Origin of the sequence: Thermocrispum agreste DSM 44070, from assembly GCF_000427905.1 — a bacterium.
Taxonomy (GTDB): domain Bacteria; phylum Actinomycetota; class Actinomycetes; order Mycobacteriales; family Pseudonocardiaceae; genus Thermocrispum; species Thermocrispum agreste.
Genome location: NZ_ATYX01000006.1, coordinates 388,427 through 412,461, shown reverse-complemented (window position 1 = coordinate 412,461; position 24,035 = coordinate 388,427). Strand labels below are relative to the sequence as shown.

Annotated in this window: 20 protein-coding genes and 1 pseudogene; 12 read left to right on the top strand and 9 right to left on the bottom strand. The window is 70.2% G+C overall.

Going from position 1 to position 24,035, the window contains the following annotated elements; genetic code table 11:
- Nucleotides 1-292: 292 nt before the first annotated feature.
- Both YWY_RS0104115 and YWY_RS0104110 read left to right on the top strand, forming a co-directional pair.
- Nucleotides 293-3,235 carry an alpha/beta fold hydrolase gene (locus YWY_RS0104115; RefSeq protein ID WP_038044366.1) on the top strand — a complete coding sequence of 981 codons (2,943 nt, stop codon included), beginning with the start codon at nt 293-295 and terminating at the stop codon, nt 3,233-3,235.
- Entirely contained in the window at nt 3,232-4,176 is a 945-nt protein-coding gene (locus tag YWY_RS0104110; RefSeq protein ID WP_028846576.1) for an ABC transporter permease, read from the top strand. The genes YWY_RS0104115 and YWY_RS0104110 overlap by 4 nt, the downstream gene beginning before the upstream one ends.
- Before the next feature lie 363 nt (nt 4,177-4,539).
- Here the strand turns inward: YWY_RS0104110 and uvrB are convergent, their stop codons facing one another.
- On the bottom strand, nt 4,540-6,693 hold the full coding sequence (gene uvrB, locus YWY_RS0104105) for an excinuclease ABC subunit UvrB (RefSeq protein WP_028846575.1): 2,154 nt from the start codon (nt 6,691-6,693) through the stop codon (nt 4,540-4,542).
- 58 nt (nt 6,694-6,751) lie between these two features.
- Here uvrB and YWY_RS0104100 point away from each other — a divergent pair, with 58 nt between their 5' ends.
- The 5 genes from YWY_RS0104100 (at nt 6,752) to YWY_RS0104080 (ending at nt 11,056) form a co-directional block, all read left to right on the top strand.
- Nucleotides 6,752-7,258, top strand: a complete 507-nt coding sequence (locus YWY_RS0104100) for a ribonuclease FAU-1 family protein (protein WP_028846574.1) — start codon at nt 6,752-6,754, stop codon at nt 7,256-7,258.
- A gap of 148 nt (nt 7,259-7,406) precedes the next feature.
- Nucleotides 7,407-8,333 (top strand): ABC transporter ATP-binding protein, encoded by a 927-nt coding sequence (locus YWY_RS0104095; RefSeq protein WP_028846573.1) that lies wholly within the window; start codon nt 7,407-7,409, stop codon nt 8,331-8,333.
- A 1-nt stretch (nt 8,334) separates the two neighbouring features.
- Nucleotides 8,335-9,072, top strand: coding sequence for an ABC transporter permease (locus YWY_RS0104090; protein ID WP_028846572.1), 738 nt, complete (start codon nt 8,335-8,337; stop codon nt 9,070-9,072).
- A gap of 5 nt (nt 9,073-9,077) precedes the next feature.
- Nucleotides 9,078-10,430, top strand: coding sequence for a sensor histidine kinase (locus YWY_RS20200; protein WP_051309666.1), 1,353 nt, complete (start codon nt 9,078-9,080; stop codon nt 10,428-10,430).
- Complete coding sequence (locus YWY_RS0104080; RefSeq protein WP_028846571.1) at nt 10,427-11,056, top strand: response regulator; 630 nt, start codon at nt 10,427-10,429, stop codon at nt 11,054-11,056. Before YWY_RS20200 ends, YWY_RS0104080 begins: the two co-directional genes overlap by 4 nt.
- 144 nt (nt 11,057-11,200) lie before the next feature.
- Here the strand turns inward: YWY_RS0104080 and coaE are convergent.
- Nucleotides 11,201-12,109 (bottom strand): annotated as a pseudogene (gene coaE, locus YWY_RS20195) (dephospho-CoA kinase); the annotation flags it as partial.
- 176 nt (nt 12,110-12,285) lie between these two features.
- Here coaE and YWY_RS23580 point away from each other — a divergent pair.
- Nucleotides 12,286-12,489 (top strand): hypothetical protein, encoded by a 204-nt coding sequence (locus YWY_RS23580; RefSeq protein WP_084608891.1) that lies wholly within the window; start codon nt 12,286-12,288, stop codon nt 12,487-12,489.
- A gap of 114 nt (nt 12,490-12,603) precedes the next feature.
- On the opposite strand, the gene rpsA is transcribed toward YWY_RS23580, so the two are convergent.
- Nucleotides 12,604-14,094: a 30S ribosomal protein S1 gene (gene rpsA, locus YWY_RS0104070; protein ID WP_028846570.1), complete on the bottom strand. Its 1,491-nt coding sequence runs from the start codon at nt 14,092-14,094 to the stop codon at nt 12,604-12,606.
- Nucleotides 14,095-14,346: 252 nt separating this feature from the next.
- On the opposite strand from rpsA, the gene YWY_RS0104065 reads away from it, so the two are divergent.
- Complete coding sequence (locus tag YWY_RS0104065) at nt 14,347-15,198, top strand: class I SAM-dependent methyltransferase (RefSeq protein ID WP_028846569.1); 852 nt, start codon at nt 14,347-14,349, stop codon at nt 15,196-15,198.
- Nucleotides 15,195-16,061 (top strand): GNAT family N-acetyltransferase, encoded by an 867-nt coding sequence (locus YWY_RS20190; RefSeq protein ID WP_051309662.1) that lies wholly within the window; start codon nt 15,195-15,197, stop codon nt 16,059-16,061. The genes YWY_RS0104065 and YWY_RS20190 overlap by 4 nt, the downstream gene beginning before the upstream one ends.
- A gap of 7 nt (nt 16,062-16,068) precedes the next feature.
- On the opposite strand, the gene YWY_RS20185 is transcribed toward YWY_RS20190, so the two are convergent.
- From YWY_RS20185 to YWY_RS0104045, 3 genes are all read right to left on the bottom strand, one after another.
- Nucleotides 16,069-16,614: a Rossmann-fold NAD(P)-binding domain-containing protein gene (locus YWY_RS20185; RefSeq protein ID WP_051309660.1), complete on the bottom strand. Its 546-nt coding sequence runs from the start codon at nt 16,612-16,614 to the stop codon at nt 16,069-16,071.
- Between the two features lie 3 nt (nt 16,615-16,617).
- Entirely contained in the window at nt 16,618-17,415 is a 798-nt protein-coding gene (locus YWY_RS0104050) for an SDR family NAD(P)-dependent oxidoreductase (protein WP_028846568.1), read from the bottom strand.
- 336 nt (nt 17,416-17,751) lie between these two features.
- A complete protein-coding gene (locus YWY_RS0104045) occupies nt 17,752-18,606 on the bottom strand; it encodes a sigma-70 family RNA polymerase sigma factor (RefSeq protein WP_245566537.1) in 855 nt (284 codons plus the stop codon).
- A gap of 128 nt (nt 18,607-18,734) precedes the next feature.
- Here YWY_RS0104045 and YWY_RS0104040 point away from each other — a divergent pair, with 128 nt between their 5' ends.
- Complete coding sequence (locus YWY_RS0104040) at nt 18,735-19,085, top strand: DoxX family protein (protein WP_028846566.1); 351 nt, start codon at nt 18,735-18,737, stop codon at nt 19,083-19,085.
- A gap of 57 nt (nt 19,086-19,142) precedes the next feature.
- Here the strand turns inward: YWY_RS0104040 and polA are convergent, their stop codons facing one another.
- On the bottom strand, nt 19,143-21,824 hold the full coding sequence (polA, locus tag YWY_RS0104035; RefSeq protein WP_425426106.1) for a DNA polymerase I: 2,682 nt from the start codon (nt 21,822-21,824) through the stop codon (nt 19,143-19,145).
- 112 nt (nt 21,825-21,936) lie between these two features.
- On the opposite strand from polA, the gene YWY_RS0104030 reads away from it, so the two are divergent.
- Nucleotides 21,937-22,377 (top strand): hotdog fold thioesterase, encoded by a 441-nt coding sequence (locus tag YWY_RS0104030; protein WP_051309658.1) that lies wholly within the window; start codon nt 21,937-21,939, stop codon nt 22,375-22,377.
- Nucleotides 22,378-22,459: 82 nt separating this feature from the next.
- Here the strand turns inward: YWY_RS0104030 and YWY_RS0104025 are convergent, their stop codons facing one another.
- Both YWY_RS0104025 and YWY_RS0104020 read right to left on the bottom strand, forming a co-directional pair.
- On the bottom strand, nt 22,460-23,173 hold the full coding sequence (locus YWY_RS0104025) for an ABC transporter ATP-binding protein (RefSeq protein WP_028846563.1): 714 nt from the start codon (nt 23,171-23,173) through the stop codon (nt 22,460-22,462).
- Nucleotides 23,160-24,017, bottom strand: a complete 858-nt coding sequence (locus YWY_RS0104020; protein WP_084608923.1) for an ABC transporter ATP-binding protein — start codon at nt 24,015-24,017, stop codon at nt 23,160-23,162. The genes YWY_RS0104025 and YWY_RS0104020 overlap by 14 nt, the downstream gene beginning before the upstream one ends.
- Nucleotides 24,018-24,035 lie beyond the last annotated feature (18 nt).

The following is a 24,035-nucleotide window of genomic DNA, read 5'->3' as shown; positions in this document are numbered from 1 at the left end:
CCGGGTGCCACCGGCGGACGATGCCGGGGCAGCCGTGCTGACGACTCCACCGCGAGGGAATACTCCCCTCCACGTTCCGCTCAATCTTGGCCGATGCCGGGCGTCCACGCCAGTGAAAGTACCCGTAATCACGTCGGTTCGACCCTCGCGGCGACCCGGAACCGGGCACGGCGCCACTTTCCCGGCAGCCCGGGCCCTGGCCGGGGGTCCTTTCCATCGGCACGGCAACGGTTCGGCAGCGGTTGCCGGTCCCTGAAGCCTCCCTCAGCTACTCCCCGCTACGGTCGATCGCATGCGCGTGGTGCGCCTTCCCCGCAAGCGCCTGCCCAGGCTCCTGCTCGTCGTGACCCTCGTCGCCGGCGTCGTCGCGGCCGTGGGCGGGATCGCCTATGCCGTGCGGCCGCAGCCGCCCGACGTCACCGTCGCCGAACGGTTCGTCCACGTCCCCTCGTCGCCCGGCTCGCCGCGGCAAGAACGGCTGGACACCACGCTCTACATCCCGGAAACGGCACGGGCGACACCGGCGCCGGCGGTGCTGCTCCCGCACGGCTTCGGCGGCAGCAAGCACAGCGTCACCCGCGACGCGCAGGAGCTGGCGGAACGAGGATTCGTCGTGCTGGCCTACTCCGCACGCGGACACGGTCGCAGCTCGGGCAAGATCGGGCTCAACGATCCCGACGCCGAAGTCGCCGACGCCGGCAAGCTGCTGGACTATCTCGCCGCCCAATCGACCGTGGCCAAGGACGCCGACGGGGACCCGAGGGTGGCGGTGGTCGGCGCCTCCTACGCCGGTTCACTGGCCCTGCTGCTGGCCGGGACCGACGACCGGGTCGACGCGATCGTCCCGGTGATGACCTACAACGACCTCGAGCAAGCGCTGATCCCGAACACCGGCACCACCGGCAGGTTCACCCCGCGCTCACCGGCCGAGTCGATCGGCGAGCCCGGCGGGGTGTTCAAGCAGGCGTGGACCGGCAACCTCTTCCTGGGCGGGATGGGCACCCCCGACCGCGGTACGGGCGGGCCACCCCCCGATGCGCCCGAGGCCGGGGCGGACCCGGACGACGCACCGGGCGGTCAGGCGGAAGGAGCCGCTGGTGCCTTGTCGAGTGGCTCCCTCGGGGGCGGCCTCGCCTCCCCGCGTGGCGCCTTTGGCGGGCCTGGCGGTGGCGACGGCGAGGCGATCGGTCCGTGCGGCCGTTTCACCCCCGAGGTGTGCCAGGCGTATGCCGACATGGCCGAGGACGGCAAGCCCAGCAGACAGACCCGTGCGCTGCTGGCCAGAGTCTCGCCGAAGTCGGTGACGATGAACATCACCGTGCCTGCCCTGTTGGTGCAAGGCGAGCGGGACACGTTGTTCGGGCTCGACCAAGCGGACGCGAACGCCAAGCAGATCGCCGCGGCGGGCGGGGAGGTTCAGGTCGTCTGGTACGCGGGCGGGCACGACGGCGGCGGTCCCGGGCCGCAGCTGCGCGCGAAGATCGGTGACTGGCTCGCCTACCAACTCGGCGGGCCGGATGCACCGGCGGAGAACCCGCTGCCCGCCTTCCGCTACGACATCCAGGGGACCTACCAGGCATCGCGCGCCCCCTCGGTACGCACCATCGAAACCAGCAGCTATCCCGGGCTGGGCACCGCCGTCACCACCCGGCACGACGTGCCCTTGCACGGCGGCCCCCAGACCATTTCGAACCCACCCGGCGGCAACCCGGCCTCGATCAGCGGTGTGCCGGGCATCAACGCGATCGCCGGCCGCTCCTCGATCGCGGCCAGCCTGTTCGGGGTCGATCTCCCCGGGCAAGCGGCCGCGTTCACCAGCGCGCCGATGCGGTCGCAGCTGACCGCGGCCGGGTCGCCCACCGTGCGGCTGCGGGTCACCGCGCTGCCCGGCTCGGGCGGGGCGCGCGGCGGGACCAACGACGTCGTGCTGTTCGTGAAGTTCTACACCGTCGACCCGGACAACCGCCGCACGCTGGCCGGGAACGCGGTGGCTCCGGTGCGGATCCCGGACGTGCGCACGGGAGAACCGGTCGAGGTCACCGTCAGCCTGCCCGGCATCGTCAAGCCGGTCGATCCGGATCACCGGGTTCAGGTGGTGGTCGCGACCACCGACCAGGCGTATCACAACGCCACCGAACCGATCTCGTACCGGGTCTCGGTGGCCGGGCCGATCAGCATCCCCAGCGTGAGCGGAACCGCGACCGGCGGGCAGTGGCCGGCCGCCCAGCTGCTCGGCATCGGCGCCGTCCTGGCGCTCGGGTTGGGCGTGGCGCTCGTGGCGGCCGTCCGCCGGAGGCGGGCGCGCAGCGTCGACGACGAGCTGTCCGACGTCCCGCTGGTGATCGAGGGCCTGACCAAGAAGTACCCGGGCGGGCTCACCGCGGTCGACGACCTGTCCTTCTCGGTGCAGCGCGGCCAGGTGCTCGGCCTGCTCGGCCCGAACGGTGCGGGCAAGACCACCACGTTGCGCATGCTCATGGGGCTGATCACCCCGACTTCGGGCCAGATCAGGGTGTTCGGGCACCGGGTGTATCCCGGCGCCCCGGTGCTGTCGAGGATCGGCTCGTTCGTCGAGGGCTCCGGATTCCTGCCGCACCTGTCCGGACGGCAGAACCTCGAGCTGTACTGGGCGTCCACCGGCAGGCCACGCGAGCAGGCGCACTTCGACGAGGCGTTGGAGATCGCCGGGCTCGGCTCGGCGGTCGACCGCAAGGTGCGCACCTACAGCCAGGGCATGCGCCAGCGCCTGGCCATCGCGCAGGCCATGCTCGGCCTGCCGGAGCTGCTGGTGCTCGACGAGCCGATGAACGGACTCGATCCGCCGCAGATCCACCAGATGCGCGAGGTGCTCAAGCGGTACGCGGCCACCGGCCGGACGGTACTGGTCTCCAGCCATCTGCTCGCCGAGGTGGAACAGACCTCCACGCACGTGGTGGTGATGCACCGCGGCAGGCTCATCGCCGAGGGCGAGGTCGGCGAGATCGTCGCCGCGGGCGGCGAAGCCACCTTCGTCGTGGACAAGCCCGAGGAGGCGGCCAGGGCGTTGACCGCCGTCAAGGGCGTGACCTCGGTGGAGACCAACGGCCGGGCGGTGCATGCCAACCTGGACGGCATGGCGCGCAGCGAGGCGGTCGCCGCGCTGGTCAACGCCGGGGTCGCGGTCGAGCAGGCAGGGCCACGGCGACGGCTGGAAGACGCCTTCCTCCGGCTCGTCGGAGAGGAGCCGCACGAATGACCGAGCACAAGCGCGACGACCTGTCCGACGTGCACACCGACCCCGCGGCGCTGGACGACCTGACATCTGCCGCCCAACGGGAATCGCTCGGCGTCGGCACCAGCGGCGGCGTCGCGGGCTACGACCCGCGCAGGACACTGCGGTTCGGCGTGGAGCTGCGCCGCCAGCTCGGCCGCCGCCGGACGCACCTGCTGCTGGGCCTGGTCGCGCTGCTGCCGATCGTGCTGGCCGTCGCCTTCGAGATCGGCACAACCAACGCCAACCGCAGGCAGGGCGGGTTCATCGACCTGGCCACCGTCAGCGCCCCGAACTTCGTCGTGGTCACGCTGATCGTCGCGGGCGGCTTCCTGCTGCCGATGATCGTGGCGCTCTACTTCGGGGACGTGATCGCCTCGGAGGCCTCCTGGTCGTCGCTGAAGTACCTGCTGACCATCCCAGTGCCCCGGCATCGCCTGCTGCGGCAGAAGGCGCTGGTCGCGGCCGCGTTATCGGTACTCACCATCACGGTGCTGCCGCTCACCGCGCTCGTCGTCGGGGTGATCTGCTACGGCGCCGGGGACGCGATCTCCCCCACCGGCGAGGCAGCGCCGTTCTGGACCGCGGTGGTCTCCCTGCTGATGTGCATCGGCTACATCGTCGTCCATCTGGCCTGGATCGCCGGGCTCGCGCTGCTGCTCAGCGTGAGCACCGACGCCCCGCTCGGCGCGGTCGGCGGCGCGCTGGTGGCCTCCGTCGTCTCGCTCATGCTCGACCAGATCACCGCGCTGGAGGACCTGCGCAACTTCCTGCCCACGCACTACGCCTACGCGTGGACGGACCTGATGGCGGCGGAGATCAACTGGACGAACATCGCCAACGGGGCGCTGAGCGCGACCTGTTACGCCACGGCCTTCTGCCTGCTGGCCGGACGGCACTTCGCCCGCAAGGACATCACCAGCTGAGGTGTTCACGGTCCCGGCGGGCATCGCCGTCGCGGACTCACCCGGTACACCCGTCACGGACTCACCCGAGACACCTGTGACGGGTCAACCGGTACGCCCCTTTCCGGTCAGCGGTATGCCCCCTTACGGGACTGCGCGTGCCTGTGCGCAGGCTCCGTCAGCCCTCGGGCCGGCAGCGCGCAGGCTGCCACGACAGGCGGCGGGAGCCTGATGCCCGCGAAACTCCTGACGAGTCGCGTCACCAGCCGGCCACCGGACCCCGCCGGTGGTGTCCGCCAAACCGGGAGGGGACGGCGGAGAACGCCACGCGCGCCTGCTGCGCAGCCGCTCGGCGCCTCCGATGGCCACTGGGCGCCGAGGGCGCTACACCCCGGCGGCGTCCATGCCGCGCAGTTCCTTCTTCAGGTCGGCGATCTCGTCCCGCAGTCGGGCCGCGAGCTCGAACTGCAGGTCGCGCGCAGCCTGCATCATCTGCTCGGTCAGCTGGGCGATCAGGTCCGCCAGCTCGTCCCGCGCCATCGACTTCACGTCCCGGTCGACCAGCACACCCGCGGTGCGTACCCGGTCGCCCTGCTCCGGCTTCTTGCCGCGGGACGCGTTCCGGCCGGACCCGCCGACCTCGACCTTCTCGGTGTCCTCCGCCTCGGAGTAGACCCGGTCAAGGATGTCCGCGATCTTCTTCCGCAGCGGCTGCGGGTCGATGCCGTGCTTCTCGTTGTAGGCGATCTGCTTGGCCCGCCTGCGGTTCGTCTCGTCGATGGCCTGCTTCATCGACTCGGTGATCGTGTCGGCGTACATGTGCACCTGTCCCGACACGTTCCTGGCCGCGCGTCCGATGGTCTGAATCAGCGACGTGGTGCTGCGCAGGAACCCTTCCTTGTCCGCGTCCAGGATCGCCACCAGCGACACCTCGGGCAGGTCCAGGCCCTCTCGCAGCAGGTTGATGCCGACCAGCACGTCGAACTCCCCGGTGCGCAGCTGCCGCAGCAGCTCGACCCGGCGCAGCGTGTCCACCTCCGAGTGCAGGTAGCGCACCCGGATGCCGAGCTCGAGCAGGTAGTCGGTGAGGTCCTCGGCCATCTTCTTGGTCAGCGTGGTGACCAGCACGCGCTCGTCCCGCTCGGCCCGGACCCGGATCTCGTGCACCAGGTCGTCGATCTGCCCCTTGGTGGGCTTGACGATCACCTCCGGGTCGACCAGGCCGGTCGGCCGGATGACCTGTTCGACGTACTCGCCGCCGGTCTGGCCCAGCTCGTACGGCCCGGGGGTGGCCGACAGGTACACCGTCTGTCCGATGCGTTCGGTGAACTCCTCCCAGGTCAGCGGGCGGTTGTCCAGCGCGCTCGGCAGCCGGAAGCCGTGCTCGACCAGCATCCGCTTCCGCGACGCGTCGCCCTCGTACATGCCGCCGATCTGCGGCACCGTCACGTGCGACTCGTCGATGACCAGCAGGAAGTCCTCCGGGAAGTAGTCCAGCAACGTCGCAGGCGGCGACCCGGGCGGGCGCCCGTCGAGGTGCCGCGAGTAGTTCTCGATCCCGGAGCAGAACCCGACCTGCCGCATCATCTCGATGTCGTACTGCGTGCGCATGCGCAGCCGCTGCGCCTCCAGCAGCTTGTTCTGCGACTCCAGCTCGGCGACCCGCTCCTCCAGCTCTCGCTCGATGTCCCGGATCGCGCGCTCCATGCGGTCGGCGCCGGTGACGTAGTGGGTGGCCGGGAAGATCCGCAGCTCGTCCACTTCGCGGACGATCTCCCCGGTCAGCGGGTGCAGGTAGTACAGCTTCTCGATCTCGTCGCCGAACATCTCCACCCGCACGGCCAGCTCCTCGTAGGCCGGGATGACCTCGAGCGTGTCACCCCGGACGCGGAACGTGCCCCGGGCGAACGCCAGGTCGTTGCGGGTGTACTGCACGTCCACCAGCGCGCGCAGCAGATCGTCCCGGTCGATCTCGTCCCCGACCCGCAGCAGCATCGACCGGTCCAGGTACGACTGCGGCGTGCCCAGGCCGTAAATGCACGACACCGACGCGACGACGATGACGTCCCGCCGGGACAGCAGACTCATCGTCGCCGAGTGGCGCAACCGCTCGACGTCGTCGTTGATCGACGAGTCCTTCTCGATGTAGGTGTCCGTCTGCGGGACGTACGCCTCGGGCTGGTAGTAGTCGTAGTAGCTGACGAAGTACTCGACCGCGTTGTACGGGAACAGTTCGCGCAGCTCGTTGGCCAGCTGGGCGGCCAGCGTCTTGTTCGGCGCCATCACCAGCGTCGGGCGCTGCATCCGCTCGATCAGCCACGCCGTGGTGGCCGACTTGCCGGTTCCCGTCGCACCGAGCAGCACGACGTCCTTCTCGCCGCGCCGGAGCCTGCGCTCCAGCTCGTCGATCGCCTCCGGCTGGTCGCCGGACGGCTGGTACTCGCTGACCACCTGGAATCTACCGCCCTTGCGCGGGATCTCCGACACCGGGCGGTACTCCGAATGCGCGAGAACAGGTCGTTCGGTTGCGAATGCCACGGTTCCAGGGTAGGCGGCGGCACCGACAACGTCAGATCACCTCGGGCAGGATGAAGGCGTGCACCCGCCGAAAGTCGAACGGTTCGACGTCACAGCCAAGATCAACGTCGACAACAAGGGCATCGTGCGCGCGGTCGACGAGTACCGGGTTGAGCCGTTCGGGCTCTACATGGCGCGGCCGACGCCGGGCAGGAAGAACTTCTCGTACCTGGAATCGTGGCTGCTTCCCGAGTTCGGCCTGCGCATCAGCGACTTCCACTTCACCCCGGGCCACGAGCGCGACCAGGACTTCTACCTCGACGTGGTGCAGATCGGCGTCGACGGCGGGACGTGGACCACCCGCGACCTGTATCTCGACCTGGTGCTGCGGACCGGCAAAGCGGTCACCCTGATGGACACCGAGGAGCTGATGGCCGCCACCACGCAAGGACTGATCTCCGAGCAGGACGCCGCCTGGGCCGTCCGGACGGCGACCGCGGCCGCGACGGCGCTCGCCGCACACGGCTACGACCTGCGCCGCTGGCTGGCAACCCGGCACATCACGCTGACCTGGCGGCGCCGCTGAGATCTCCGATGCCTGGCTGCCCGCGGCCGATGACCGGCTGACCCCCGCATCAACCGTTCGGTTGATCGAGGCTTGACCGCGCTGTGGATTCGCCAGCCCCTCGTCGTGACGGACGCTGGATCTGTCACGACGAGGGGAAAAGCACACCATGCCGGTCATCGAAGTACAGGGGCTGCACAAACGCTACGGCGACAAGATCGCCGTGGACGACGTGTCGTTCGCGGTCGAGGAAGGTGAGATCTTCGGCATCCTCGGCCCCAACGGCGCCGGGAAGACGACGACCGTGGAATGCATCGAAGGCCTGCGGGTGCCCGACCGGGGGACGGTGTCGGTGTACGGGATGAACCCGCGGACCGACCGCAGGGAAGTCACCCGGCTGATCGGCGCCCAGCTGCAGGAGAGCCAGCTGCCGGACAAGCTGCGGGTGGGCGAGGCGCTGGAGCTGTTCGCCTCGTTCTACCCCGACCCTGCCGACCCGGACCAGCTGCTCGCCTCGCTCGGCATCGCGGACAAGCGCGACACGCCGTTCCGGAAGCTGTCCGGCGGCCAGAAACAACGGCTGTCCATCGCGCTCGCGCTGGTCGGCAACCCGAAGATCGCGGTGCTCGACGAGCTGACCACCGGGCTGGACCCGCAAGCCCGCCGGGACACCTGGGACCTGATCGAGCAGGTGCGCGACCGCGGCGTGACCATCGTGCTGGTCACCCACTTCATGGAGGAAGCGGAACGGTTGTGCGACCGGCTCGCGCTCATCGACCGGGGCCGGGTGGTGGCGCTGGACTCGCCCGCGGGGCTGGTCGCCAAGGTCGACGACGAGCAGCGCATCCGGTTCCGACCGTCGCAGCCGATCGACACCGAGGAGCTGCTGGCGCTGCCCGAGGTGCGCACGGTCACCAGGACCGGTACCCAGCTGGTGGTCACCGGCGACAACGACGTGCTGCACGCGGTCACTTCGCTGCTGGCCCGCAAGCGCATCGTGGCCTCCGAGCTCCGGCTCGAGCAGACCACGCTGGACGACGCGTTCCTGGCGCTGACCGGGCGCGGCCTGGACACCGCGGACGAGGGAGGAAACTGACGTGACCGCATTGGCCACACTCACCAAGACCGAGGCGAAGCTGCTGCTGCGCGACCCGGCGGCGGTGTTCTTCGTCATCGTCTTCCCGCCGCTGCTGCTGCTGGTGCTCGGCGCGATCCCGCCGTTCCGGGAGCCGAACCCGGAGACCGGCGTGCGGACCATCGACCTGTACGTACCGATCCTGGTCGCGATGGCCATCGCCATGTTCGCGCTGTCCGGGCTGCCGAACCAGCTCGCCGGGTACCGCGAGCGCGGCATCCTGCGCCGCATGTCGACCACGCCGGTCTCGCCGGCCATGATGCTGACGGCGAACCTGATCGTGTTCGTGGTCACCGCGCTCGGCGTGACCGCCGTGCTGCTGGCGCTGGGCAAGCTGGCCTTCGACGTCGACCTGCCGCGGCAGCTGCCCGGCTATGCGCTGGTCTATCTGCTCAGCCTGGTCTCGATGCTCTCGATCGGGTTGTTCATCGCCGCCGTGGTGCGCACCGCGAAGGCGGCCGCGGCGGCGGGCCAAGTGCTGTTCTTCCCGATCTTGTTCTTCGCCGGGCTGTGGCTGCCACGTGCGGCGATGCCGGACACGCTGCGGCAGATCAGCGACTACACCCCGCTGGGCGCCGGCGTGCAGGCACTGACCGACACCGCCGCAGGCGGCACACCGCAGTTGTTGCACATCGTCGTCATGCTCGCTTGGATCGCAGTGACAGGAATCGCTGCGGCCCGGCTGTTCTCCTGGGAGTAACGAGCGTGCGAGACGACTCGCGCCGCTTCCCGGTCGTCACCGTCGACCGGGAAGCGGGCTTCGACGCATGGGAGCGTCGTGAATCACGGCTGTTCGCGGCGCTGCCCTACGTCATGCTGGCCGCATCGGTGACCATCACGGTGGTGCAGTCCGGCTACCCCATCCGGATGTGGCTGGTGCTGCCCCTCGCCGGGCTGGCGGCCGGGTGGACCTGGTGGTTCCTCACCGCGCACCCGCGGTGGCGGGAGGAGCGGCCCGGCCTGATGGCGGTCTACTTCGTCGGGTTCCTGGCCGTCACCGCCACGCTGGTGCTGGAAGCGCCCTGGTTCGGCATCTACGCATGGGTCGGCTTCGTGCACTCGTTCGAATGCCTGCGCGGGCCGTGGCGGTTCGCCGGGCAGATCGCCACCGCGATGCTGATGGCGATCACCCAGAGCGGCGGCGAGCTGCCCGCCACACCGCGTGCGGCGGCGACGTGGCTGATGCTGGTCGCCGTCAACGCCACCGTGGCGGGCGCGTTCACCTACATCGCCTACGTCACGCAGCTGCACAACCGGAAACGCAAGGAGGCCCTGCTCCAGCTGGAAGAAGCCAACGCCAAGCTGGAGCGAGCGCTCGAGGAGAACGCGGGCCTGCACGCGCAGCTGCTGGTGCAAGCCCGCGAGGCGGGCATGCTGGACGAGCGCCAGCGGCTGGCCGGCGAAATCCACGACACGCTGGCGCAGGGCTTCACCGGGATCATCACCCAGCTGCAGGCCGCCGAGCAGGCCGCGGACGATCCGGCACGGTGGCGGCGGCACATCGCCGCGGCCGCCACGCTGGCCAGGGAGAACCTGGCCGAGGCTCGCCGGTCGGTGCAGGCGCTGACGCCGGATGCACTGGACAAGGCGCCGCTGCCGGAAGCGCTGCAGGACCTCACCCACCGCTGGTCCGGGCTGCGGGACACGCACGTCGAGTTCACCACCACCGGCACGCCCCGGCCGATGCACCCGGAGATCGAAGCGACGGTGCTGCGGTTGACCCAGGAGGCGTTGTCCAACGTCGCCAAGCACGCCAGGGCGACCCGGGTCGGGGTGACGCTGTCCTACATGGAAGATCAGATCGCGCTCGACGTGCGCGACGACGGAGTCGGCTTCTCCCCCGGCGACGCCGGCGGCAAGGCCGGCGACGGCGGGTTCGGGCTGACCGGGATGCGGCGCCGGGTACAACGCCTGGCCGGAACGCTCAGCATCGAGTCCGAACCCGGCGCAGGGACGGCCATCTCGGCCAGCCTGCCGGCGCTGGAGACGACCGCTCCGTCCCGCGTGCTGCGCACCCCGGGCGGCGCTGACGTGGAGACGAAGGAGAAGGCCGAGTGACCATCTCGTTGGTGATCGCCGACGACCACCCGATCGTCCGGGACGGACTGCGCGGCATGTTCACCCCGGACGCCGGGTTCGACGTGGTCGGCGAGGCGGCCAACGGCGCGGAAGCGGTGGCCGTCGCGGAACGCCTGCGGCCCGACGTGGTGCTGATGGACCTGCGCATGCCCGGCACCGACGGCGTGTGGGCGATCGCCGAGCTGGCCAGGCTGGGCAACCCCGCCCGGGTACTGGTGCTGACCACCTACGACACCGACTCCGACGTGCTCCCGGCCATCGAGGCGGGCGCCACCGGGTACCTGCTCAAGGACGCGCCACGGGACGAGTTGTACCGCGCGGTGCGGGCGGCCGCCCGTGGCGAGACGGTCCTCTCGCCTGCCGTCGCGAGCAAGCTGATCGGTCAGATGCGCCGACCGGAAGCCGAGCCGCTGTCGCAGCGCGAGCTCGAGGTGCTGCGGCTGGTCGCTCGCGGCGCCACCAACAAACAGGCGGCCGCCCAGCTGTTCATCAGCGAGGCGACGGTCAAGACCCATCTGCTGCACGCCTACTCCAAGTTGGGCGTCAACGACCGCGCGGCCGCGGTCGCGGTGGCCTTCCAGCGCGGACTGCTGCAGCCGGAGTGACCTGCCCCCCCACGCGGCCCGTTTCACCGTTCCGCGGCGTCGGCCGCGCGAGCCAGGCGAACACCGGCCCGCACGCGGCCGATTTCACCGTCCGGCGTCCCGCGCCGACGTCGCACCGTTGTGGACCGGCCCTCACGCGGCCGGTTTCACCCACACTCTGGCGGGCCGCCCGGGATCGGCGCTGGCGAAGTGGTCGTTGGCGGGCGGGAAACCCGCTTCGGCCAGCGGTCCGGCCAGCGCCTCGGCGTCCTCGGGGGTACGAGCCGTCACCAGCATGTCGATCACCGCCGACGCGGCATCCCCGCTCGACGAAGCGGGCACCGGGTCCACGCGTTCGGCGCGTTCACCCGCCACGAACCGCAGCCGGTCGGCCAGCCTGCGCGCCTGAAACGGCTCGTGCGGGCTGGTTCGCCGTGGCGGCGGTGCCTCCGCCGCCGGCCGGCGCAGGCGGACGTTCGCCTCGTACGGGACCAGGCGCTCGGCCCACAGCTCGTCCACCACGGCCAGCACCTCGTCCTCCTGGCCGCTGTTGTCCAGCCAGACGTCCGCCACCTCGCGCCGTTCCTCGTCGGTGGCCTGCGCTGCGATCCGCGCCCGCGCGTCCTCCTCCGTCATCCCGCGATTGCGCATGATGCGTTCCACGCGCGTGGGCACGTCCGCGTGCACCACGACCACCAGGTGATACATCGGCGCCATGCCGTTCTCCACCAGCAGCGGCACGTCGTGCACGATGATCGCGTCCGGCGGAGCCGCCTCGATCAGCTCCTTGGTGCGCTGCCCGATCAACGGGTGCAGGATGCCGTTGAGGCGGGCGCGGGCGTCCGGGTCGGCGAAAGCGACCGCGGCCAGTGCGGGGCGGTTCAGCGAGCCGTCCTCGGCCAGCACCTCGTCACCGAACTCCCGCACCACCGCGGCCAGGCCGGGCGTCCCCGGTTCCACCACCTCGCGCGCCAGCCGGTCCGCGTCGATGATCACCGCGCCGTGCTCGGCCAGCCGGGCAGCGACCGTCGACTTGCCGGCCCCGATGCCCCCGGTCAACCCCACTCGCAGCATGGCGATCATCCAATCATGCGGTCGGTGCGCCGGTCGACAGCGTGCTGCTTTCAGGATTCAGATCAAGATGCTGTGACTATTGGGACTGAAGTGGGTGACACGCCGCGCGTCCACCCCGTGGTCGCGCCTACCGGCCAGTAGTGTCCGCCGTGAGAGATCGCCCAGATGGAGGACTCATGCGGAGGCACTACGTCGGGAAACACCGGCTGGGCACGCCGGGGTTGGTGCACTGCGTCGAGATTCGATCTGTGGCCGATGCTCTCGCGGAGTACCGGCGCGGCTGGCTGGCCGCCCTGCTGACCCCCGCCAAGCACAGCCTGGCCGGCCTGCGTCGCCGCGCCAGGACCGGACGGCTGGCGACGGCTCCCGCGAGAGCGTAGTGGCCCAGGCCGCGTGACGACGGCAAGCAGTCATCAGGCAACCACGACAACGGGGCTGACAAACGAAACGGGCCGGCATCCGTCGAGGAGCCGGCCCGTTTCGTCTTGCCGTCGTCAGTTGCCGCCGCCGGACAGCTTCTCGCGCAGCGCCGCCAGCTGCTCGTCCGAGGCCAGGGTGCCGGTGCCGGAGTCCGAGCTGCTGCTGTAGCTGCCGGACTCGACGTCGTCGTCCCCGGCGCCCGCAGCGGCCGCGGCTTCCGCGTTGGCCCTGGCCGCCTCGGCGACCTGCCGCATGTGCGCCTGGTAGCGGGCGTGCGCCTCGGCGTAGGCACGCTCCCACGCCTCGCGCTGCTCCTCGTAGCCCTCCTGCCACTCCTGGGTCTCGGGGTCGAAGCCCTCCGGGTAGATGTAGTTGCCGTGCTCGTCGTACTCGGCAACCATGCCGTACTGCGTCGGGTCGAACTCCGCGTCCGGGCTGAAGCCCTCGTTGGCCTGCTTCAGCGACAGCGAGATCCGGCGCCGCTCCAGGTCGATGTCGATGACCTTGACCATCACCTCGGTGCCGACCTGCACCACCTGGTCCGGCAGGTCCACGTGCCGCTCGGCCAGCTCGGAGATGTGCACCAGGCCCTCGATGCCGTCCTCGACACGGACGAACGCACCGAACGGCACCAGCTTGGTGACCTTGCCGGGGACGATCTGCCCGATCGCGTGGGTGCGGGCGAACTGGCGCCACGGGTCCTCCTGGGTCGCCTTCAGCGACAGCGAGACCCGCTCGCGCTCCATGTCGACGTCCAGCACCTCGACGGTGACCTCGTCGCCGACCTGGACGACCTCGCTCGGGTGGTCGATGTGCTTCCAGGACAGCTCGGAGACGTGCACCAGGCCGTCCACGCCACCCAGGTCCACAAAGGCACCGAAATTGACGATCGAGGACACCACGCCCTTGCGGACCTGCCCCTTGGCCAGGTTGTTGAGGAACTCGCTGCGGACCTCGGACTGGGTCTGCTCCAGGTAGGCCCGGCGGGACAGCACCACGTTGTTGCGGTTCTTGTCCAGCTCGATGATCTTGGCTTCCAGTGTGCGGCCCACGTACGGCTGCAGGTCCCGCACGCGGCGCATCTCGACCAGCGACGCGGGCAGGAAGCCACGCAGGCCGATGTCCAGGATCAGGCCGCCTTTGACGACCTCGATGACGGTGCCGGAGACGGCCTCGTCGCGCTCCTTGAGCTGCTCGATGGTGCCCCAGGCGCGCTCGTACTGAGCACGCTTCTTCGACAGGATCAGCCGGCCTTCCTTGTCCTCCTTCTGGAGAACGAGGGCCTCGACCCGGTCGCCGACCTTGACCACTTCGCTCGGGTCGACATCGTGCTTGATGGACAGTTCACGGGAGGGGATGACGCCCTCGGTCTTGTACCCGATGTCGAGAAGGACCTCGTCGCGATCGACCTTGACGATGGTGCCTTCGACGATGTCGCCGTCGTTGAAGTACTTGATCGTCTTGTCGACAGCGGCGAGAAAGTCTTCCTCCGACCCGATGTCGTTCACGGCGACCTGGGAGGTCTGCTCTTGGTCAGTCGGGGCGGCGGTCGTGTCGGTGGCCATTAGGTGGGTTGCTCCGGTTATTGGATTGAGTAGTCGTTGTCGGGTTTACAGGTTGTTCAGCGCAGCGGCCGAGCGCGGTTGATACTACGCCCGCAATTGACATGACGGCTGGCGGACCACCGCAATTCGGTACGCGGACCCGAACCCGGCGATGCCGGGTGGCAAGGCAGCGCGAACCCACTGCGCCTGGCCCATCGTACTTGGCCCTGCTGCGCGGGCACAAACAGGGTGGGCCATCGATACGATCACGGCGTGAGCGATCCGGATCAGGCCGCCTCGAGCCACTTCACCGCCGAGCAGCTGCTCGGGACCGCGGGCGTGACGAGGCGCCCGGTCGGCCAGGCGGAGGCGGTGGCCGCCAGCCGGGCGTGGTGGGACGCCGACGCCGACGACTACCTGGCCGAGCACGGCGAGTTCCTGGGTGACGCGGACTTCGTCTGGTGCCCGGAGGGCCTGCGCGAGGAGGAACAGCGGCTGCTCGGCGACGTGGCCGGGCGGCGCGTGCTGGAGGTCGGTTGCGGCGCGGCGATGTGCGCCAGGTGGCTGACCGCCGCGGGTGCCGACGCGGTGGCGGTCGACCTGTCCGGCGGCATGCTGCGCCACGCCAGGGCGGCCAACGCCCGCACCGGGCTCCGGCCCGGGCTGATCCAGGCCGATGCGGCGCACCTGCCGTTCGGCACGGCCGTCTTCGACGTGGCCTGCTCGGCGTTCGGCGCGATTCCGTTCACGCCCGACCTGGACGCCGTCTTCGGCGAAGTGGCGCGCGTGCTGCGGCCGCGCGGCCGCTGGGTGTTCGCGGTGACGCACCCGATGCGCTGGATCTTCCCGGACGATCCCGGCCCGGAGGGCCTGAAGGTCATCCAGTCCTACTTCGACCGCAGGCCGTACGTGGAGATCGACGCCCGGGGCCAAGCCACCTACGTGGAATACCACCGGACCCTCGGCGACTACGTGCGGGCGCTGCGCCGCGCCGGGTTCGTGCTGCAGGACCTGATCGAGCCGGAGTGGCCGGAGGGACACGAGCGCGTGTGGGGCCAGTGGGGCCCCGAGCGAGGCGTGCTGTTCCCCGGCACCGCCATCTTCTGCTGCGAGCTGGCCGGATGAGCATCCCGCAGCACAGCGCGGACATCACCGCCACCCTGCCCGACGGGCGCGTGGTGCGTGGCCAGGTGTACCGCCAGTTACACGGCGCCGACGACCTGCTCAGTGTGTGGCACCCACGCGTGGTGTGGGACTTCGTGCCCTCGCTCGGCGACACCGGCGGGCAAGGCATGGACGCGCTGCTCCGCGCCCTCCGTGGCTGGCTGGATCGCGAGGTCCCCGCCGCGGAGCGAACCGACGACAGCGCGGTGCAGATCACCTGGCCGAGCCACGACGTCGCGGTTTCGCCCGCACTGCTCGGGCACGGCATGGTCCCGACCACGGTGCTGGCGACACGGCCGCGCGGCATCCCTGCCCCGCCCGGCAATTCCGACGTGCGGGTGCGGGTGGCCACCATGAGCGACGTCGACGAGGCAGCGAAGCTGGCCGCCGAAGAGGCGCGGTTCTCCGGGCTGGTGCTGGGGGCCGCCCCGCGGAGCAACGCCGACCAGCTGATGCGCGAGCACGTCGAGCGCTCGGTGTACTTCAGCGGGCGGGTCTATCTGGCCGAGCTGGACGGCATCGCGGTGGGCGTGGCCATCTGCGGCGTCACCGATCCGGCGCACAGCCCCACGCTGCGCCGCTGGCTGCCGCCCGGCCAGTGGGGCTACCTCGGCCAGGTGGCCGTGCTGCCGGACCTGCGCGGGCAGGGTGTGGGGGCGGCGCTCGTCGCGGGATCACTCCGGCTGCTCGAGCCCTCGGTGCAGCACGGGACGTTCCTCTACTACGACGTGGCCAACCCGCTCTCCTCGGTCTTCTGGCCGCGCCGGGGCTACCGGCCGGTGCAGACGCGCTGGCTCTGCCGGCCCGCGGCCTGCCTGCGGTGACCGGGGATCACCGCGCCGACCAGGCGCGTGCCTGTCCCACGTAGTGCTCGGTGGTCGGCGCCCCGCTCATCGCCCGTTCGACTGCCATGAGCACCCCGTCGACCACCTCGGAATGGGTCAGCCAGCGCAACCGGTCGCCGTCCCGGACGTAGCCGAGCACGACCTGTTGCATCGGGTGATCGGGCAGCGTGGCGATGACGTCGCCGGCGAACTTGTCCTCCGGCGGCGCGTCGAACACCTCCACCACCGGGGCCCCCGGGGCCAACAGCGGCTCCACGGCGAACAGCACGGACCTGCGGTACTCGTTGTGCACCCAGGCGACCAGCAGGTCGGCCTTGCCGCCGAGCGCGTTCGCCGTGTCGCGCGCCAGTCGCTCCGGCCGTTCCCAGCGTGCCTGCACCCACAGCGCCCGGCCGCTGCCCGGCTCGGCGTAGTCCGGCAGCGGGCTGTACCGCCTGCTCGGCAGGACGACGAGCCATCCGTCGTCGACCAGGCGGCTGGCGACTCCGGCCAGCATCCCGGTACCACCCAGCACGACCGCGCGTCTCGGCATCTCCTACCCCCGCATCCGTCGAGCGAACGACAACATCGGCAGCAGCACCGAGTGCGGTGCCACCCGGCTCGCGTTGGCCAGTGTCTTCGGCACCATGCCCGGCACGACGACCCGCTTGCCCTGCTCCATGGCCGCGACCGCTTCCTCGGCCACCCGCTCCACACCGACCTTGGCGGCCGGAAGCACCGCCGTCTCCACCCCGGCGATCGTTGCCCACTCGGTGTCCACCGGACCGGGGCAGAGCGTCGTGCACGACACCCCGCTGCCCCGCAGCTCCTGGTGGACGGCCTCGGAGAAGGTGAGCACGAAGGCCTTCGTCGCCGAGTAGGTGGCCATGCCGGGCATCGGCTGGAACCCGGCGAGGGAAGCCACGTTGAGCACCGCGCCGCGCCCGGCCGCCACCATGCCGGGCAGGAACGCGTGGGTCAGTTCGAGCAGGGCCACGACGTTGACTTCGACTTCCTCCCGCTCCCGGGCCAGCGGGAGTCGGGCGAACGACCCCGACGTGCCGAACCCTGCGCAGTTGCACACCCCGCCGATCACGCGCGACCTGGACCGGATGCGGTCGACCAGCGCGACCCGGTCCGCCCGCGCGGCAAGGTCGCAACCGATCACCTCCGCGGCGACGTCGTGCGTGGTACGCAGCTGGTCCGCGAGTTTCCGCATCCGGTCTTCCCGGCGCGCGACCAGCACCAGGTTGTGCCCGCGCCGGGCGAGCACGCGCGCCAGCTCGGCGCCGATTCCGCTGGAAGCTCCGGTGACGACGACGTCGACGTCCTCGGCAGGCGCGGGCAGGCTCATCCGATCACCTCCGTGATCACGTCGGCGTCGCTGCGCCCGGACCGTCCGGCGCGCGCGGCGGTGGAGTCCGCTTCGGACGGCGTGCCCGTGGCAGCGGCGTCCGGGCCGCGGGGTGCCGTGGCGCCCGCGGCACCACCATCGCGCCGATTCTCACCCGGTTGACCGGGTCGCCACCGGTATGTCCGATCTGCGCACTTCCCTGCCATGTTGGCATCCCCCGCCCGGATTCGCAGCCCCCGCCGGATGGCCGAGCATCCATTCGGTGGACACGATCGGCGGTGCGTACCAGCCGGCAGCCCGGTCCGTGACGGCATCCGGCCGCCGCGGCCGGCCCGGTCACAGCGCCGGCACGCGCACGTCGTCGGCCGGGGCGAGCGGAGCGATCTCCAACGCGGTGATGAGTCCGTCGGCGATGGCGAACGTGATCCTGGCCAGCGGACGGCCGCCCGGGGCGAGCACCGCGGCCGGGATGCCGTCGACCAGCATCGGGATGGTGGCGGCGACCCGGTCGGCGAACAGCCGCGCCTCGCCGGCCACCGCATGATGCCCGCGGATCGTCACGGCCCCGCCCTTCGGCAGCAGCTCGGCAGCGGCGGTGCGGACCACGTCCGGTGCCAGCACCCGGACGAGCCGGTCGATGTCGCCGTCCCGCGCGGCCGCGAGGAACGCCTCCACGACACGCCAGTCCGATGCCCGCGCCGCGTCGGCCACCGGCGCCCCGGAAAGCCTCTGCCGAGCGCGGCTGGCCAGCTTCTTCGCGTTCGCCGGCGTCGTGTCCAGCACGTCCGCGATGTCGTGGAACGGCACACCGAACAGGTCGTGCAGGACATAGGCCACGCGCTGGGTGGCGGTGAGCTGGTCGAGCAGCACCATCAGCGCCCGCGACACCTGTTCGCGCTGCAGGAACTCCTCGTCGACGGCGAGCTGCGGGTCGGCCAGCGCGTCGGTCAGCAGGGGCCGTTCGCCGCGCCGCTGGGCCGCCCGGAGCTGGTCGAGACAGATGCGCGCGGTCACCGTGGTGAGCCAGCCCGCGGGGTTCTCGATCTCCTCCTGCACGGCGTGTGCGCGCAGCCAGGCGTTCTGTACCGCGTCCTCGGCGTCTTCGAGCGAGCCGAGTATCCGGTGCGCCAGCGACAGCAGTCGAGAGCGCTCCGCCTGGAAAGTGTCGGTCACGTTCACCGCAGTGGTCACCTTTCGGTCCTGCCAGACGTCATGACGGGCGACCAACACGCAATGACCGGTCTTGGCAGAACGGAGGCCACCATGAGCGTACAGATCAGCGTGCCACGGATCAGCGGGCGACACGGAGGGCGGCGCTCATGACCGCGGTGCTGCTCGCGCTGACGATCGGGTGCATCGCGGCCAACGCGTTCGTCATGGTGGCGGACCTGGCCCGCGCCAAGTTCGTACTCGCCAACTCGGCCGAAGTCGGCGTGAAGCCCGGTCTGCTGCCGTACCTCGGCCTGCTGAAAGGAGCGGGGACAGCCGGCCTGGTCATCGGGCTTGCCGGCGTCCCGCCGTTGGGCGTCGCCGCCGCGGTGGGACTGGTGTTGTTCTACGTGTGCGCAGTCGGAGCCCACGTCCGCGCATCCGTCTACTACAACATCGCGTTCCCACTGCTCTATCTGGCGTTGGCGGTGTGCGCGCTGATGTACTTCGTCGCCGGCTGACCAATCGTGCACCGTGGCCGGCGGCCCACCTGCCGCGGGCCACGGTGCCGGGCAGGTTCAGTGCGCGGCATCGTTCCAGGAGCGGCCGAACCCGACCGACACCTCCAGCGGGACGGCCAGCTGGTACGCCGCGCCCATCTGCTGACGGACCAGCGCCTCGACCCGCTCCCGCTCCCCCGGCGCGACCTCCAGCACCAGCTCGTCATGCACCTGCAGCAGCATGCGGCTGTGCAGCCCGGCATCCGCCAGCGCACGGTGCACGTTCAGCATCGCCACCTTGATGATGTCCGCCGCGCTGCCCTGGATCGGTGCGTTCAGCGCCATGCGCTGCGCCATCTCCCTGCGCTGCCGGTTGTCGCTGTTCAGATCCGGCAGGTAGCGGCGGCGGCCGAAGATCGTCTCGGTGTACCCGGCCTTGCTCGCCGCCTGCACCACCGACTGCAGGTAGTCCCGCACCCCGCCGAAGCTTTCGAAGTACTCGTCCATCAGCGCCCGCGCCTCCTCGGTGGAGATGCGCAGCTGCTGCGACAGCCCGTACGCCGACAGCCCGTAGGCCAGGCCGTAGTTCATCGCCTTGATCTTCGCCCGCTGCTCCGGGGTGACCTCGTCCGGCGGCACGTCGAACACCCGCGCCGCGGTCGCCGCGTGGAAGTCGAACCCGGACTGGAACGCCTCGATCAGCTTGGCGTCCTCGGACAGGTGCGCCATGATCCGCATCTCGATCTGGCTGTAGTCGGCGGTCATCAGCGCCTCGTAGCCCTCGCCGACCACGAACGTCTCGCGGATCCGCCTGCCTTCCTCGGTGCGCACCGGGATGTTCTGCAGGTTCGGCTCGGTGGACGACAACCTGCCGGTCGCCGCGATGGTCTGCTGCAGCGTGGTGTGGATCCGCCCGTCGTCGGCCACCGACCGGAGCAGCCCCTCCACCGTCACCTTCAGCTTGGTGGCGTCCCGGTGTTCGAGCAGGTATTGCAGGAACGGGTGCTCGGTCTTCTCGTACAGCGTCTGCAACGAGTCGGCGTCCGTGGTGTAGCCGGTCTTGGTGCGCTTGGTCTTCGGCATGCCCAGCTCGTCGAACAGCACCACCTGCAGCTGCTTCGGCGAGGACAGGTTGATCTGCTTGCCGATCACCTGATAGGCCGCCTCAGCGGCGTTCTTCACCCGCTCGCCGTAATGCGCCTCCAGTGCGGTCAGCTGCTCGACGTCGACCGCGATACCCGCGCACTCCATGTCGTCGATCACCGCGAGCAGCGGCATCTCGATCTCGTGCAGCAACCGGCTGCCGCCCAGCGACGCCACCTGGGACTGCAGCGCCTCGGCCAGCTCGGCGACCGCACGTGCCCGGACCAGCTCCGCCTGCACCAGCTCGTTGTCGCCGCCCGGACCCTCCTCGTCACCGTCCAGCAGCGACAGCTGACCCTGCTCGGCCGTCTCCGTGCGCAGCTCCCGCTTCAGGTAGCGCAGCACCAGGTCGTCCAGCGCGAACGACCGCTGCCCGGGACGCACCAGGTACGCGGCGAGCTCGGTGTCGATCTCCAGCCCGCGCAGCACCCACCCGCGCGAGCGCACCGCGTGCAGCATCGTCTTGGCCGCGTGGCTGACCTTGCGCACCGACTCGTCCGCCAGCCATTTTGCGAGCGCCTGCTCGTCGGACTCGGTCAGCTCCGCCGGGTCGATGTACAGGCCCTCCCCGTCCGGGGCGGCCAGGGCCAGCGAGACCAGATCCGCGCTGATCGACGACCCCGTGGTGCGCGCGGCCAGCGCCACCGGCCCCTTCGCGGCGTGCGCGGCCAGCCACTCGGCCACCGCGCCGGGCTCGGCCTTGCCGCCGCGCACCTCGAAGCCCGCCTCGGCTTCCGGCTCCGCCGAGCTGAGCGACTCGAACAGCCTCTCCCGCAGCACCCGGAACTCCAGCTCGTCGAACAGCTGGTGCACCGCGTCCCGGTTCCACGGCCGCACCGCCAGCTCCCGCGGCCCGACCTCCAGCGGCACGTCCCGTACCAGCTCGGTGAGCTGCCTGTTCAGCAGCACCGTGGACAAGTGGTCGCGCAGCGCCTGGCCCGCCTTGCCCTTGACCTCGTCGACCCGGTCCACCAGCTCGGCCAGCGAACCGAACTCCTGCAGCCACTTGGCGATGGTCTTCTCCCCCACCCCGGGGATCTTCGGCAGGTTGTCCGACGGGTCACCGCGCAGCGCCGCGAAATCCGGGTACTGAGCGGGCGTGACGCCGTACTTCTCCTTGACCTTCGCCGGGTCCAGCCGCCACATCTCCGACACGCCCCGGCTCGGGTAGAGCAGCGTGACCTGGTCGTCGACCAGCTGGATGACGTCCCGGTCGCCGGAGCAGATGAGCACCCGGAAGCCCTCGGCGGTCGCCTGCGTGGTCAGCGTGGCGATCACGTCGTCGGCCTCGTAACCCTCCTTGGCGAAAAACGGCACCGACAACGCGGTGAGCACGTCCTCGATCAGGCTGATCTGGCCCTTGAACTCGTCCGGTGTCGCGCTGCGATTGGCCTTGTAGTCGCTGTACCGCTCGCTGCGGAACGTCTTGCGGGACACGTCGAAGGCAACCGCCAGGTGCGTCGGCTGCTCGTCGCGCAGCAGGTTGATCAGCATCGAGGTGAAGCCGAACACCGCGTTGGTGTGCTGACCGGTCTGTGTGGCGAAATTCTCCTTCGGCAGCGCGTAGAACGCGCGATACGCCATGGAATGGCCGTCGATCAGCAGTAGTTTGGGCACGGAGGTGTCACTGTTCGCGGTGGCATCTGCGCGGGGACTCACCTTGGCGAGTCTAGGGTGCAGTACCGACAACGGTCCGAGGTGTCTCGGCGAGCCGAGTGGGAGTCAAGCGTTGAACGATCCAGACACGATCCGAGCCCTGTTCCGCGACACGATCGCGCCCCAGTACGCCGAGCAGCAACTCGACGACAAGCTGGGCATCAGCTACGTCGAGGTCAAACCGGAGCGCGTAGTCGCCACCATGCCGGTGAAAGGCAACCTGCAGCCGTACGGACTGCTGCACGGCGGGGCGAACGCCGCGCTCGCCGAGTCGCTCGGCTCGCTGTGCGCGGCCCTGAACGCCCGCGACGGGCAGATCTCGCTGGGGCTCGAGCTGTCCTGCACCCACCACCGGGCCGTGCGCGAAGGCACCGTCACCGGGGTGGCCACGCCGGTGCACGTGGGACGCAGCACGGTGACCGTGGCCATCGAGCTGACCGACGAGCAGGGCCGCCGCACCTGCACCGCCCGGCTGACCTGCGTGCTGCGGGACGCCCCGCCGCAGCAGAAGTGAGCACGAGGGCAACCGACGGCACCCAGTGAACCGCCGGCGGCCCTGGCGGCCGCCGGCGGTTCAAGTGCGCGGAGGAAGTGGGCTAGCCGACGCCCAGGTAGGCCTCCTTCACCGCAGGGTCGGCCAGCAGTTCCTTGCCGGTTCCGGACTTCACGATCGAGCCGGTCTCCAGCACGTAGGCCCGGTGCGCCCGGGCCAGCGCCTGCTGGGCGTTCTGCTCGACCAGCAGCACCGTGGTGCCCTGCTGGTTGATCTCGGTGATGATCCGGAAGATCTGCTGGATGTACTGCGGCGCCAGGCCCATGGACGGCTCGTCCAGCAGCAGCAGCTTCGGCCGCGCCATCAGCGCGCGCCCGATGGCCAGCATCTGCTGCTCACCGCCGGACATGGTGCCGCCGTACTGATCCTTGCGCTCGGCAAGGCGCGGGAACAGCTCGAACACCCGCTCCATGTCCTCGGCGATGCCTGCCTTGTCCTTGCGGGCGTAGGCACCCATGTCGAGGTTCTCCAGCACCGTCATGCCGGGGAAGATCCGCCTGCCTTCCGGCGACTGGGCGATACCGAGCTCGACGCGCTTCTCACCCTTCATACGGGTGATGTCCTGGCCGTCGAACAGGATCCGTCCGGACGACACCGGGCGAATCCCCGAGATGGCGCGCATCGTCGTGGTCTTGCCGGCGCCGTTGGCACCGATCAGCGCCACGACCTCACCCTCCTCGACGGTCAACGACAGGTTGTGCACCGCCCGGATCCGGCCGTAGTGGACGGAGACGGAGTCCAGCTCAAGCAACGTCATCGTCAGGCACCCCCAAGTACGCGGCGATGACCGCTTTGTTGTTCCGGATCTCCTCGGGCTTGCCCTCGGCGATCTTCTTGCCGAACTCCAGCACCACGATCCGGTCGGTGACACCCATGACCAGCCGCATGTCGTGCTCGATGAGCAGCACGGTGAAGCCGTCGTCCCGGATCTTGCGGATGAGCTCCATCAGCTCGTCCTTTTCCGCCGGGTTGAATCCCGCGGCGGGCTCGTCCAGGCAGAGCAGCTTCGGCTCGGTGGCCAGCGCCCTGGCGATCTCCAGCCGTCGCTGGTAGCCGTACGGCAGGTTCTTCGCCTTGTCACCGGCACGGTCGGCAATGCCGACGAACTCCAGCAGCGCCATTGCCTTCTCCACCGCCGCCTTCTCCTCTTTGAAGTGGCGGGGCAGCCGCAGCAGGGCGCCGAGGACCGACGTCTTGTGCCTGGCGTCGGTGCCGACGACCACGTTCTCCAACGCGGTCATCTCCTCGAACAGCCGGATGTTCTGGAACGTGCGGGCGATGCCCTTTCGGGTGATGCGGTACTTGGCCGTCCTGCCGAGGGGTTTGCCCTCCAGCAGGACCCGGCCGGACGTCGGCCGATACACGCCGGTCATGGCGTTGAAGCAGGTCGTCTTCCCGGCCCCGTTCGGGCCGATCAAGCCGAGGATCTCGCCCCGCTTGATGTGGAAGGAGACACTGTCGAGCGCCACCAGGCCGCCGAAGCGCACGGTGACGTTGTCCATCTCGAGCAGCGTCTCGCCCTCGCCGACCGCGAACTCGCGGTCGGTCGCCACCACGTCGGCGACCTCGGCCTCGTGCTCCCGCCGTTCGGCCTCCGTCATCTGGGCGACTTCGGCGAC